The sequence below is a fragment of the Maritalea sp. S77 genome, from assembly GCF_049801075.1.
Lineage (GTDB): Bacteria > Pseudomonadota > Alphaproteobacteria > Rhizobiales > Devosiaceae > Maritalea.
Genome location: NZ_JBNAGG010000001.1, coordinates 1,384,080 through 1,396,361, shown reverse-complemented (window position 1 = coordinate 1,396,361; position 12,282 = coordinate 1,384,080). Strand labels below are relative to the sequence as shown.

At 50.4% G+C, this 12,282-nt stretch carries 14 protein-coding genes; 2 read left to right on the top strand and 12 right to left on the bottom strand.

The genetic code is table 11. From position 1 onward, the window contains the following. Positions 1-25: 25 nt before the first annotated feature. The 12 genes from obgE to ACP15Y_RS06665 all read right to left on the bottom strand — a co-directional run bounded on the left by obgE (position 26) and on the right by ACP15Y_RS06665 (position 10,746). The gene (gene obgE / locus ACP15Y_RS06720) at positions 26-1,069 is read right to left on the bottom strand and encodes a GTPase ObgE (RefSeq protein ID WP_424982231.1); all 1,044 of its coding nucleotides are present in this window, start codon (positions 1,067-1,069) and stop codon (positions 26-28) included. After that, positions 1,066-1,626, bottom strand: coding sequence for a GNAT family N-acetyltransferase (locus tag ACP15Y_RS06715; protein ID WP_424982230.1), 561 nt, complete (start codon positions 1,624-1,626; stop codon positions 1,066-1,068). Before ACP15Y_RS06715 ends, obgE begins: the two co-directional genes overlap by 4 nt. After that, positions 1,607-2,164, bottom strand: coding sequence for a GNAT family N-acetyltransferase (locus tag ACP15Y_RS06710; protein WP_424982229.1), 558 nt, complete (start codon positions 2,162-2,164; stop codon positions 1,607-1,609). Before ACP15Y_RS06710 ends, ACP15Y_RS06715 begins: the two co-directional genes overlap by 20 nt. Further along, positions 2,151-2,714 carry a GNAT family N-acetyltransferase gene (locus tag ACP15Y_RS06705; protein ID WP_424982228.1) on the bottom strand — a complete coding sequence of 188 codons (564 nt, stop codon included), beginning with the start codon at positions 2,712-2,714 and terminating at the stop codon, positions 2,151-2,153. The genes ACP15Y_RS06710 and ACP15Y_RS06705 overlap by 14 nt, the downstream gene beginning before the upstream one ends. Positions 2,715-2,839: 125 nt before the next feature. Continuing rightward, on the bottom strand, positions 2,840-3,106 hold the full coding sequence (rpmA, locus tag ACP15Y_RS06700) for a 50S ribosomal protein L27 (protein WP_424982227.1): 267 nt from the start codon (positions 3,104-3,106) through the stop codon (positions 2,840-2,842). A 19-nt stretch (positions 3,107-3,125) separates the two neighbouring features. Continuing rightward, positions 3,126-3,734 (bottom strand): 50S ribosomal protein L21, encoded by a 609-nt coding sequence (locus ACP15Y_RS06695; protein ID WP_424982226.1) that lies wholly within the window; start codon positions 3,732-3,734, stop codon positions 3,126-3,128. A 271-nt stretch (positions 3,735-4,005) separates the two neighbouring features. Next, positions 4,006-4,917 carry an ABC transporter permease gene (locus ACP15Y_RS06690; RefSeq protein WP_424982225.1) on the bottom strand — a complete coding sequence of 304 codons (912 nt, stop codon included), beginning with the start codon at positions 4,915-4,917 and terminating at the stop codon, positions 4,006-4,008. Next, positions 4,910-5,920: an ABC transporter permease gene (locus ACP15Y_RS06685; RefSeq protein ID WP_424982224.1), complete on the bottom strand. Its 1,011-nt coding sequence runs from the start codon at positions 5,918-5,920 to the stop codon at positions 4,910-4,912. The genes ACP15Y_RS06690 and ACP15Y_RS06685 overlap by 8 nt, the downstream gene beginning before the upstream one ends. 75 nt (positions 5,921-5,995) lie before the next feature. Beyond that, positions 5,996-7,699, bottom strand: a complete 1,704-nt coding sequence (locus ACP15Y_RS06680; protein WP_424982223.1) for a peptide ABC transporter substrate-binding protein — start codon at positions 7,697-7,699, stop codon at positions 5,996-5,998. Positions 7,700-7,820: 121 nt separating this feature from the next. Beyond that, on the bottom strand, positions 7,821-8,804 hold the full coding sequence (locus tag ACP15Y_RS06675; RefSeq protein ID WP_424982222.1) for an ABC transporter ATP-binding protein: 984 nt from the start codon (positions 8,802-8,804) through the stop codon (positions 7,821-7,823). Further along, entirely contained in the window at positions 8,801-9,802 is a 1,002-nt protein-coding gene (locus tag ACP15Y_RS06670; RefSeq protein WP_424982473.1) for an ABC transporter ATP-binding protein, read from the bottom strand. Before ACP15Y_RS06670 ends, ACP15Y_RS06675 begins: the two co-directional genes overlap by 4 nt. A gap of 338 nt (positions 9,803-10,140) precedes the next feature. Next, entirely contained in the window at positions 10,141-10,746 is a 606-nt protein-coding gene (locus ACP15Y_RS06665; RefSeq protein ID WP_424982221.1) for a pyridoxamine 5'-phosphate oxidase family protein, read from the bottom strand. Positions 10,747-10,822: 76 nt separating this feature from the next. Here ACP15Y_RS06665 and ACP15Y_RS06660 point away from each other — a divergent pair, with 76 nt between their 5' ends. Together ACP15Y_RS06660 and ACP15Y_RS06655 are read left to right on the top strand one after the other, a co-directional pair. Further along, on the top strand, positions 10,823-11,860 hold the full coding sequence (locus ACP15Y_RS06660; protein ID WP_424982220.1) for an enoyl-CoA hydratase/isomerase family protein: 1,038 nt from the start codon (positions 10,823-10,825) through the stop codon (positions 11,858-11,860). 131 nt (positions 11,861-11,991) lie between these two features. Further along, a complete protein-coding gene (locus tag ACP15Y_RS06655; RefSeq protein WP_424982219.1) occupies positions 11,992-12,282 on the top strand; it encodes an STAS domain-containing protein in 291 nt (96 codons plus the stop codon).

The following is a 12,282-nucleotide window of genomic DNA, read 5'->3' as shown; positions in this document are numbered from 1 at the left end:
TCTCATTTCCGCCTTCAAATGTCGCCTAAGGCGTCCAAGGTGCGTCTTCCTCTTGCGCTGCTTCCGCAGCTTCTGCTTCAGTGGCGTCATCCATTTGGCTCAACACGTCAAACAGCACTTTGTCGACATCCATGCCTGCAACGGCTGAGATCACATGCACTTTGCCACCACTGGCTTCTTCAAGTGCCGCTTTTTTCTCCACCAACTCGTCTTCAGGAATGGCATCAGCCTTATTCAAGGCCAAGATTTCATGCTTTTCCGCAAGTCCATGGCCATAGGCCTCAAGCTCGCCGCGAATGGTTTTATATGCCGCTACAACATCTTCTTGCGTGCCATCAATCAAGTGCACAATGGTGCGGGTGCGTTCGACATGGCCCAAAAATCTGTCGCCAATGCCTGCGCCTTCATGCGCGCCTTCGATCAGGCCCGGAATGTCGGCCATCACAAATTCGCGGTTGCCAATTTTCACCACACCCAAATTGGGGTGCAGCGTGGTAAACGGATAGTCTGCAATTTTTGGCTTTGCTGCCGTCACGGACGCGAGGAAGGTAGATTTGCCCGCATTGGGCAGGCCAACAAGTCCAGCATCCGCGATCAGTTTCAACCGCAGCCAAATCCACATCTCTTCGCCAGCAAGCCCCGGGTTGGCGTGGCGAGGCGCTTGGTTGGTGGAGTTTTTAAAATGCATATTGCCAAAGCCACCATTGCCACCCTTCAGCAAAATCATCTCTTGACCCACTTCGGTGAAGTCGGCCAGCAAGGTCTCATTGTCTTCTGCAAAAATCTGCGTGCCCACGGGCACTTTCAAAAACACATCGTCCCCGTCAGCACCTGTGCGCTGGCGGCCCATGCCATGGGTGCCTGTGCCAGCTTTGAAATGCTGTTGATAACGATAGTCGATCAGCGTGTTCAGCCCATCCACACATTGCACGATCACGTCGCCACCGCGTCCGCCACTGCCGCCGTCCGGTCCGCCAAACTCGACATATTTTTCCCGTCGAAACGAAACAGAGCCTGCGCCGCCATTGCCAGATTTAATAAAGATTTTTGCTTGGTCTAGAAATTTCATGAGTTTTTACGCAAGGCTGCCAGCGTTGGTGCGGCATGTTCAAACGCATCCTTTGTCAGTTCCGTATCGATATGCGCGAAATCTTCGTTTTGTGCAAGAGAATGCATAACGGACTGGCCAACAGTTTGAAAGCCCAGCTTTTCCTGCACCCGCATTGAAGCAACATTATAGTCGAAAACACCCGAAACGATTTTCGTGGCGCCCGGCCCATCAAACAGCCATTTGATCAGCGCCCAATTGGCTTCCGTCATAATGCCTTTACCCCATGCATCTGGATGCAAATAATAGCCAAGTGAGGGCAATTCGTTTTTCTTAGTAAAACCTGTCATGCCGCAAAATTGATCTTCGTGGGTGAAAATCGCAAACTTCTGATCAAATGGATGCACCAAAGCAGGCTGTTTTTCCAACCAGCCCACAGCGTCCTGTAATTCATAGGGGTGGGGCACAAACGCCAAATTTTTCGCCACCTCATAATTTGACAATGCAGCAGTAATCGCCGCCGCATCGCCAAATTGTGGTGGACGCAAATATAGCCGATCAGTTGCTAATTTCAGCATGCCGCTCTCTCCGAAGATCCCAATAGGCTTGCCGGGTCAAAACGGTGTCGACCGCCGTAACGGTTTCGCCACGTGTTTGGCATTTGAACTGGCACGTGCCAACCTCTTCAAAACCGAGCTTTGCTTGCAACCGGCGCGAGGCGAAATTATCTTCAAAAATGTCAGAGACAATAAAGTCCCGATCATCTTCTAAGAAATACCAATCAAGCGCCGCGCGCATTGCGTCGCTCATGTGGCCTTTGCCCCAATATTGCTTTTTCAACCAATAGCCGACATTAACGCCACGGTCCGTTTTACCAAAATCGATCAAACCACCCAATTTCATGGGCTCCACTTCAATCACAAAGGCAATATTGTCCCGCGACCGGTCATGGATCGTCCGTCCCAACCACGCCAAAACATCTTGGGGGCGGCAAGGGGTGGGGATGTTCTTTAGGTTCCGGGCAACCTCAAAATCGTTGAGTGCTTCAGCTAGGTTCGCTGCATCTCCAATTTCAACCGGACGCAGCAGCAGGTTCTTGGTCTCAATGTAAGTCATGATCTATCCGCTCGTCTCTATGGTTGAATAGGAAATGGTGCATTTCCTTGTCGGCATGAAGGCCGCTTTCTTCGGTGAGAGTCTTCTGATGTGCGAAGCCGCACTTGGCGAGCAATGCTGCAGAAGCCTTATTCGAAACGAGACAACGGGCGAAAAGTTCCGCGTCATTTTTCGTTTCTTTCACCGCATTCAACAAAGCAGAAATAGCTTCAGAACCAATACCTTGGCCCCAATGGGGTTCGCCTAGCCAATAGCCCAATTCCGGCGTCGAGATTTCGTCAGAAAAGGTGAGGCCACAAACCCCGATCAGTTGGTTGTCCAGTGTGATTGCCCAAATCTTTTCCTCCCCATCCGAATTGGCCAGATTGATAAAATAATTGGCATCATCCTCGGTATAGGGGTGTGGCAGTCGGGCCAGCACATCGGCGATTTTTTTATTATTTGCGAGCACCACCAGTTGCGCCACATCCTGACCGCCAAGCGGGCGCATCACCAAACGCTTCGAGCGAATGGTTGAAGGAAGAGTGGTTTTCAAAACTGATTTAGTCATTTTAATGCTCCAAACAAAAAAGGGGACCGGTTTTCACCAATCCCCTTTAAAACTTTGAAGCTTTTAGCAGTTCTGATCGATCCGCCGGGGTTTGGTTAAACCGGCGGATGATATGTGAACCGCCGTTATTCTGCTGCCTCTTGTGGCATCACAGATACAAATGTCTTATTGTTGCGACGTGTCGAGAAGGTCACTTTGCCTTCGACAAGCGCGAAAATTGTGTGATCTTTGCCAAGACCCACATTTTCACCTGGATTCCATTTTGTGCCGCGCTGACGCACAAGGATGTTGCCGGGCACAACGTGCTCGCCACCAAACTTCTTCACGCCGAGACGACGACCAGCTGAATCACGACCGTTACGGGATGAACCGCCTGCTTTTTTATGTGCCATTCTGTCAGTCTCCTATAACTTACTTGCCAGCCAGCATTTCTTTAGCTTGGCCAATCCAATCTTCACGTTCAATGCGGCCTTTAAAGTTCAGCTCTGCATCAATACGTTCAATGTCTGCTTTGGTGAATTCAGCCACTTGCTTCAAAGAAGTTACGCCTGCTGCGTGCAATTTCTTTTCCAATGCAGGGCCAACACCAGAGATCAATTTCAAATCGTCTTTTGCTTCCGCTTTAGCAGCAGGCGCTTCAGACTTTGCTGTTTCTTTGGCTGCTTCTTTTTTAGGAGCAGCTTTCTTTGTTGCTTTTGGCTTGGCGCCACCGGTCAAAATGTCGGTGATGCGCACAACGCTCAAATGCTGACGGTGACCATTTTTACGACGATAGTTTTGGCGACGCTTCTTTTTGAAGATCACAATTTTCTTATCGCGCTTTTGCTCAACCAACTCAGCAACAACAGAAGCACCGTCTACCAATGGTGCACCGATTGTAACGTCGCCTTCAGCGCCAACCATCAACACTTGATCAAATGTTACGGTGTCGCCAGCTTCGGCATCGAGTTTTTCAACATTCAAGACGTCATCAGCAGCAACTTTGTACTGCTTGCCGCCTGTCTTAATCACAGCAAACATATTTATTCCTTTCAAAGGCCGTTCGTGGGCCAGAGTGTTGTCACGCGCTGTGCGGCGCCGGATCACCGGTCTTTTATTCAGGTCAACCTGAAAGCCTTAAGCTGCAGTTTTTCCAATGAAAATAGGCGCAACTGTCCCCAGCTACGCTTCAATTCGAGGGCGGTTATGCTGGAGAATCCCTTTCAAGTCAAGGGAAAAGGCGGATTTTCGGCTATTTATCAAAGAAAACGGCGCCACAATGGGCGCCGTTTTGATAGATCTTTTGTAGTGACTACCGGCCACGAATGCGCGGATCAAGCGCATCGCGAATGCCGTCGCCAATATAATTGACGCTAAGAACGGTGAGCGAGATGGCCAAGCCAGGCCAGATCACGCGGGCCGGGTTAAGCGTCATAAAGTTGGCGCCATCATAAAGAAGACGTCCCCAAGTTGGGAAGTCAGATGGGAACCCGAGGCCCAAAAAGCTCAACGCGCTTTCAGTGATGATCGCATTGGCGATGCCCAATGTGGCCGATACCATAACCGGGCTCAGTACGTTCGGGAAAATGTGCCGCGCAATTGTTTTGAGCGAGCCAGTGCCGATGGAGCGGGCCGCGAGCACGAACTCACGTTCCTTCACCGCTAGCACTTCGCCGCGCACAATACGCGCCGTATTCATCCAGCTGGTGATCCCGATCACGAAAACGATCAATAAGAAGATGCCCGTCTCCGGTCCAAATGCCGCCCGCAATGTGTCGCGGAACAGCAAGATGATCACCAGTAGAAGTGGCAAAATGGGCAGAGCCAAGAACAAGTCCGTGGTCCGCATCAATGGTCCATCCAACTTGCGGAAAAAACCCGCCAAAATGCCAATTAAGGTGCCCAGCAAAAGCGAGAGTGCCATCGCCGCAATGCCCACCGCAAGCGACACGCGCCCGCCGCTCAGCACTTGCGCCAACCCGTCACGCCCCAAATTGTCGGTCCCCATCGGGTGTTCCCAGGTTGGGCCCAAATTTTTGTTGCGAATATCGAGATATTGCGGATCGATTGTATGGATATAAGGCCCAAACAAAACCGCAAAAACGATAAAGAGAAAAATGACCAGTCCGGCCACGCCGCCCTTGTGTTTTAAAAATTGGCGGATAACGTCGCCCCATAAAGAGCGCTGTGGCCGGCCCAGTGTTGTCGCTGCCTGATCAGTCATAGCGGATCCTTGGGTCGAGAATGCCATACACCACGTCTGCAATCAGATTGAACAGCACGATAAGAATGGCAAAAATGAATGTCAGTGTTTGAACCAGCGGAAAATCGCTGCCTTGAATGCCGATGATCAGCAATTGGCCGAGCCCGTTCACCCGGAAAATCTGTTCGGTGATAATCGCACCAGAAAAGATTGTTGGAATGCCCAACGCGATCACGGTTACAACCGGGATAAGCGAGTTGCGCAGCACGTGGGTCAACACAACAACTTTTTCGCTCATGCCTTTGGCGCGTGCGGTCCGCACATAATCCTGGCTCAAATTGTCCAACATGGATGAGCGCATAAAGCGGGAGATTTGCGACGCATTGTAAAGCGCCAACACCATAACGGGCATCACCATCTGCTTCACCTGCAACACAAATGTGTCCCAGCTATTCACGTCCAGTGTCGTGTCATAAACCGACGGGAACCAGCCCAATTGAACGGAAAAGACAACGATCATCAAAAGGCCAGTGAAAAAAGTCGGTACGGAAAAGCCCACCATGGAGATAAATGTCCCCAACTGGTCGAACCATGAATATTGTTTATAGGCTGAAATCACCCCAATTGGCACGGCAATCAAAATGCCGAACACATAAGAAAGGCCAACCACCCACAATGTTTGTGGGATACGCTCCAAGATCAGATCAAATACAGGGCCACGTGTGGCATAAGAGATGATCCGTGCCCGCTCTGATGGATCACCGATGGTAATGCCAATCTGGTCGAGCCAATGAAGCGGTTCATAAACGAAAAAGCCACGGAGCCATTTGAAATAGGCGATGTGTACAGGTTCGCCAACGCCGAGGCTTTCGCGAATTTTCGCGCGCACTTCAGCGGGAATGGTCAGTGGTAAGCTGCCGGTAGGATCCCCCGGCGCAAGATCCAAAATCACGAAGATAATGAAGCTGATCACCAAAAGGGTAGGGATCGCGAACAGCAAACGCCTAAGGGTGTAATTCAGCATGAAAAGTTCCCCAACACTATATTATTGCCCAAATTTGGGAAGGTGGAGCGCGCCAAGCGCGCCCCACAAGTTTGCTTATTCAACGCGTGTCCACTCTTCAGCGAATGCCAATTCTGAATCCCATGGGTTCAGTACAACATTGCCAAGTGTGTTAGACGCTGCAGATACGCGACCACGGTGGATCAATGGAATAATCACATATTCCTGCATCAGCATGTCGTTCATTTTCTTCGCCAGCTCAGACCGCTTTTCGATTGAAGCAGTTTTGCCCATTTCAGCGCTCAAAGCGTTGTACTCTTCAGAGCAATAGCGCGGCATGTTGTTGCCGATCCACTGGTTTGAAGGAGATGGGATTTCTGAACATACCCAGTTGCCCATATAGGCTTCAGGGTCAGTGCCATCGAAGTTGTTGGTGTACATTTCGATGTCAGCAAAGAACTTCTGGAATGTATCTGGTGAAGATTGGTCACCACCGAAGAACACGCCAGCGTCGATGTTGCGCAATTCAGTTTCAACACCAATTTCCTGCCACATCTGCTTGATCAAAGCTTGTGTGCCTTGGCGAACAGAGTTGGTGGATGTTTGGTATAGAATTGACAAGCGTACGCCGTCTTTTTCACGCACGCCATCAGAACCTGGCACCCAGCCAGCTTCGTCAAGAAGTGCTTTGGCGCCTTCAACATCTTGTGTTTTACACGCATCATTTGCGGTTGAGGCATAAATTTCAGGCGCAGGCAAAACGTTACATGTAACCTGACCGTTAGGGCCATAGCCCACTTCTACCAAAATCTCGCGATCGATTGCCATAGACAATGCTTTACGCACATTGATGTCGCTCAAGAACGGGTGGGGCCCGCCTTCAACAGTTGCGCGCTTGTCGCCCAAAGATGGATCTGGGTTGGTCAATTGCACCATCAAACGTTCAACAGATGTACCAAACGCAGAAATGATTTCGCCTTTACCAGCAGCCATCATTTGGTCAAGCACTTCAGGCTCAACTTGTACGTTCCAAGCATAGTCGAACTCGCCAGTTTCAAGCACTGAACGTGTTGTCGCTGCGCTGTCGCCGCCACCTTTCAACACAACAGTTGCAAATGCAGGCTGCGCTGGGTCACGGTAATTGTCGTTGGCTTTATAGGTCACAACGTCGTTCGCGCGGAACTCGTCGACAACAAACGGGCCTGTGCCGATTGGGCCAAAGTTGGCTTCAGTACATTCTGGAGCTTTTGCGCCCATACACTCTTTAAACTGAGCTTCTTGGATCACAGGTGCAGTTGCGCCCACAAATGGACCATATGGGAATGGCTTAGCCACTGCGAAGTTGATTTTCACAGTGTGATCGTCAAGGGCTTCCACGCTTTCAACATCAGCAAAGTTTGATGCTGCGTTACAGCCGCCTTCTGGGTCCAAGCAGTAATTTGCTGAGAACACAACGTCAGCTGCTGTAAACGGTGTGCCGTCTGACCAAACAACGTCATCCCGCAACTTCCAAGTGATAGACCGCAAATCTTCAGAAACGCCGCCATTTTCAATGGTTGGGATTTCTGTTGCCAAAGCAGGCTCCATAGAACCGTCAGGGCGATAGTTTGCCAAAGGATCCAAGATCAAAGACGAAGCTTCGATGTCCTTGGTGCCGCCAGACAGATATGGGTTCAAAATCGAAACCGCTTGCCAATAAGCAATATTGAGGTTTCCATCAGAACCGCGCTCTGCCAAAGCAGCTGTTGCGAACGTAGACGCCGCAGCAGTAGCCATAATCAGAGTTTTAAGTTTACGCATTATTTCCTCCTGGTTAAGAGCTCGCGCCTTCTTTTTTGTTATTCTGAAGGCGACGAACGCCCAGCCCGAAAGCTGGGGATTTCCCCGACCGGCAAGCCGGCCAGAAATGAAAACTGGCAGATCACTCTGCCAGATGGCAGGCCACAAACTGGCCCTTTTTCAGCTCGCGCAGTTCCGGTTCCTCAATGCGACATTTTTCAATCGCAATCGGACAGCGCGTGCAAAAATTGCAGCCCTTTGGTGGATTGGCCGGGCTTGGCACATCGCCTTTAAGAACAATATGTTCTCGCTTGGCTTCCAATTCAGGATCGGGCACAGGCACCGCAGAAAGCAGCGCTTGGGTGTAGGGATGTTTGGGCGATTTATAGAGATCACGCTTTTCTGCGAGCTCAACAATTTTGCCCAGATACATCACCGCAACGCGGTCTGCGATGTGGCGTACCATGCTCAAATCATGCGAAATGAACAAATAGGTCAGTCCCATCCGCTCCTGAATATCTTGCAACAAGTTCACCACCTGCGCTTGGATTGATACATCCAGCGCGGCAATGGGTTCGTCACAAACAATAAAATCTGGATCCAGCGCCAATGCGCGAGCAATGCCGATCCGCTGCCGCTGGCCGCCGGAAAATTCGTGCGGATAGCGGTTCACATAATCTCGGTTCATGCCCACCGCGTCCAGCAGCTCTTTCACCTTCTCGCGCTTTTCGGCGGTCGAAAGATTGGTGTGCTCGTCCAGTGGCTCGGCAATGATTGACCCAACCGTCATGCGCGGGTTCAAACAGGCTTGCGGGTCTTGGAAAATCATCTGCATGCGCGGGCGCATTTCGCGCAAGGCTTTGGGATCAAGGCTGGCAATATCAACGCCCTCAAAATCCAACTGCCCCTCGGTCAATTCATATAGGCGCAACATGGCGCGGCCCGCTGTAGATTTGCCACAGCCACTTTCGCCCACAAGGCCAAGAGTTTCGCCCTTGCGGATTTCAAAGCTCAAACCGTCAACGGCCTTCACTGAGCCAACTTGCTTGCGCAAAATCCCTTTATGGATCGGGAAGTGCACTTTCACATTATCGGCTTTCACCAACACTTGATCATGTTTGGTCATCGGGGCGCTCCCTCTTCAACATCCCACCAGCAGGCCACTTGGTGGCCATCGCCCATTTCCATCAACAAAGGATTTTCCTTTTGGCACCGGTCGAAGGCATGTTCGCAGCGCGGCGCAAAGGGGCAGGAATTGGGATATTCGTGAAGTGACGGGGGGAGGCCGGAAATAGATTGAAGCCGATCTTCGCCTTCTTCATCATCTGTCGGCAGCGTTGCCAATAGGGCGCGTGTGTAAGGGTGAAGCGGGCGCTTATAAAGGTCTTTCACCTTGGCGTGCTCCACCACAAAGCCCGCATACATCACCATGATCCGGTCCGAGATGCCAGCCGCCACGCCTAGATCGTGGGTGATCCACACAATGGCCATGCCGAGCTTTTCACGCAGCTGTTTAACCAGCTCGATGATCTGCGCCTGAATGGTCACATCCAAAGCGGTGGTCGGCTCGTCGGCAATCAAAATTTTCGGGTCGCAAGCCAGTGCAATGGCGATCATCACCCGCTGGCGCATGCCGCCAGAAAACTGGTGCGGATAATCATCCAGCCGATCAGCCGCGCTGGGGATACCCACCAGCTCTAAAAGCTCAACAGCGCGCTTGTGCGCTTCTTTGTCGGAAAGTCCCAAATGTTCTTTTAGTGGCTCCATGATTTGAAAGCCGACTTTGAACACAGGGTTCAGTGAAGTCATGGGATCTTGGAAGATAAATCCAATATCGCCGCCGCGAACTTGGCGTAATGCTTCGGGTTCTAATTTAAGGAGGTCTTTGCCGTCAAAATCGACCGTGCCTGCAACAATTTCTGCAGGTGGCATGGGTAACAACTTCAGAAGCGACATCATGGTCACACTCTTACCAGAGCCGCTCTCTCCAACTACGCTTAATAACTCACCTTCCTCAAGATAAAAACTAATGCCGTTTACAGCGTGCACTGTGCCATCTTGAGTATGAAATACAGTTCTTAAGTCAGTAACATCTAATACCGGCTTAATCGCTCTTCCCCCCAGCTCTTCTTTTTATTTTTTAGTGAGCGTAGCGAACTTTCGGGGTTTTTCAAGAATAAATTTATGATGATGAATTGGTTTGATCAATTTAGTTGCGGCATTTTCAAGAAGAGAAAAATTGGTCCAGCCAATTATCTGCCGGATTCCAAGAGTTTTTTAATGAACACTTGTATTGATTGATCAATTATCGCTTTAGATTCATGCCTGTGAAAAATTTTTCTCTGCAGCACTTAGGGTAGGTCAGTTATACTTACCTTCGAGGTGTTTTAGCTCCAATAAAGGAAGTGAAAGCTTGTTTAAATGAGACCTATGAGATCGGTACTGGACCTACCCAGCTCGGCTCACCACATGCTGGTTTTTGCGCGCTCTGGCCATTCTTGATCATATTGGTCGCCATCAAATGCGCCCTCGGTGATCTCTTTCATCATTTGTCCGGGGGTGGGAAGGTCTGGCAGGGTTTCAATCTCTCCCCAAAGATCGGCACGCATAATGGCACGGGCGCATTGGAAATAGGCTTTTTCCACTTGTAACCGGATGACACTGCGGGGAGCTTTGCCTTCCATTTCGAAGCTGGCGCAAAGTTCAGGATCAACATCAATTTCAGCACGTCCGTTCACGCGCAAAACATTGCTGTTGCCGGGCACCATAAACATGAAGCTGCAGCGGGGATCGCGCACAATATTGCGCAAACTATCAATCCGGTTATTGCCCCGCCGATCTGGCATCAAAAGTGTGCGTGGCGTTTCAATGCGCACAAAACCTGCCTTGTCACCCCTTGGGCTCGCATCGGTGCCTTCGGGGCCAGCAGTGGTGAGAATGGCAAAGGGTGAGTGGGTAACAAAAGCCTGATAACCGGGAGAGAGAAAGTCGATCTCTTTAACCAGCGATGCCTCCGAGCAAGTGCCATAAATTGTCTCAAGGTCAGCTTCGGTGCGTAAGATCGTCATATCTTTACTTTCTGAGTTTATTCCCGTTGTTTGAAAGATAAACTCTAGCTTGAATGAATAACAAGGGCGGAAAATGATGTCAGATCAAAAAGTACATTTTGGTTCAGGCGGGCAACCCTACGAGATCAAACTAAATCGGCCCAAGGCCCTAAACTCGCTTGACCTCGATATGATTGACGCGATTTCCACCAAGCTTGATGAGTGGGAAAGCAAGCCAACTGCTGATCTAATCATGCTGTCCGGAAATGGCGAAAAAGGCTTTTGCGCAGGTGGTGATGTGAAGGCCGTGCGCGTGGCACTTATGGAAAATGGCGTAAAGGGCGCAACCGCATTCTTTGATCGTGAATATGCCCTTTATCAGCGCATCGCCAATTCAAAAATTCCTGTTGTGTCGTTGCAGCATGGCATTGTGATGGGCGGCGGAATAGGCTTGTCAGGTCATGCCCAACTGCGTTTGGTGCGTGAAGGTGCGCGCTTCGCCATGCCGGAAAAATCTATTGGCTTCTTTACTGACGTTGCAGTCAATCATTTGGTCAAGGCTGCGCCACTCCATCAACGGGTTGCCTTCTTGTTGACTGGCGACATGATTTCGCCTGCCGACGCGATCGCGTTGAACCTGTCCGATCAGTTGATTGGTGAGGAAGAGTGGGAGAATTTGGCCGCTTACATCGAGCAATGTGCCGATATGCCCGATGCGCTGGACTGCATCAAACAAAGAGCTGCCGAAATCGGTCAGCCATCACCGCACGCGCCCTTTATTGAATGGGCAGATAAGCATCAGCGCATTTTTGAAGAAAAGGACCTTGGCACTTTGCTGGCACATTTGGGCGAGGCGACCGACGAGTGGGCGCAAAAACTATATGCTGACTTGTTGGCTGGGAGCCCAACTTCCATTGTAGCCTCATTCCTGCTGGTCCATCGCTCGCAAACAATCGACAGCCTTGCGGCGCAATTTGCGCTGGAAAGCGAATTGGCGCGCGTCATTGTCGGGGCGCCAGATTTTGCTGAAGGTGTACGGGCAGTGTTGGTGGACAAAGACAATCAGCCAAAATGGCAACCATCCAGCATTGGCGAAGTGCCAACAGAACAGTTTGGATTTTTACTTTCAAACTGACTTTGAGAAGCCCCAGTATTCGGCGCAAATCATAAAATAATTTCGCATAATCGCCATATGGTTAGGAAATCTTAAATAGTTAGCAGCGAAACTGCCCTGAATTGAATCGTGTGTATGGGGGACAGGCTAGAATGGCCGACGCTCAATTAAAGACAATCGAAATGCCCGCTGTGGCTGACACTGGCGTTGTCGACAATATGCGCGAAGAGATGCTGGATGCGCTTAATGCCGGCAGTCTTGAGATTGAACTTTCTAATGTAGAACGCGTATCCACAAGCGCTTTATTTATGCTGCTCAGTGCTGGCGAAGCTGCCAGACAGCATAATTACGAATTGCGCCTCTCCGCGCCAAGTGAACATTTTGCAAGTGCAGTCTCAACACTCGGACTCGAAGACGCATTTGAACCATTTATGAAAGGATAG

Bases quoted from the DNA above. Each gene is read 5' to 3' on its own strand.
- obgE (WP_424982231.1), bottom strand. From the start codon at position 1,069: ATGAAATTTCTAGACCAAGCAAAAATCTTTATTAAATCTGGCAATGGC.
- ACP15Y_RS06695 (WP_424982226.1), bottom strand. From the start codon at position 3,734: ATGTTTGCTGTGATTAAGACAGGCGGCAAGCAGTACAAAGTTGCTGCT.
- ACP15Y_RS06655 (WP_424982219.1), top strand. From the start codon at position 11,992: ATGGCCGACGCTCAATTAAAGACAATCGAAATGCCCGCTGTGGCTGAC.
- ACP15Y_RS06675 (WP_424982222.1), bottom strand. From the start codon at position 8,804: ATGACCAAACATGATCAAGTGTTGGTGAAAGCCGATAATGTGAAAGTG.
- ACP15Y_RS06685 (WP_424982224.1), bottom strand. From the start codon at position 5,920: ATGCTGAATTACACCCTTAGGCGTTTGCTGTTCGCGATCCCTACCCTT.
- ACP15Y_RS06660 (WP_424982220.1), top strand. From the start codon at position 10,823: ATGTCAGATCAAAAAGTACATTTTGGTTCAGGCGGGCAACCCTACGAG.
- ACP15Y_RS06690 (WP_424982225.1), bottom strand. From the start codon at position 4,917: ATGACTGATCAGGCAGCGACAACACTGGGCCGGCCACAGCGCTCTTTA.
- ACP15Y_RS06705 (WP_424982228.1), bottom strand. From the start codon at position 2,714: ATGACTAAATCAGTTTTGAAAACCACTCTTCCTTCAACCATTCGCTCG.
- ACP15Y_RS06715 (WP_424982230.1), bottom strand. From the start codon at position 1,626: ATGCTGAAATTAGCAACTGATCGGCTATATTTGCGTCCACCACAATTT.
- ACP15Y_RS06665 (WP_424982221.1), bottom strand. From the start codon at position 10,746: ATGACGATCTTACGCACCGAAGCTGACCTTGAGACAATTTATGGCACT.
- rpmA (WP_424982227.1), bottom strand. From the start codon at position 3,106: ATGGCACATAAAAAAGCAGGCGGTTCATCCCGTAACGGTCGTGATTCA.
- ACP15Y_RS06710 (WP_424982229.1), bottom strand. From the start codon at position 2,164: ATGACTTACATTGAGACCAAGAACCTGCTGCTGCGTCCGGTTGAAATT.
- ACP15Y_RS06680 (WP_424982223.1), bottom strand. From the start codon at position 7,699: ATGCGTAAACTTAAAACTCTGATTATGGCTACTGCTGCGGCGTCTACG.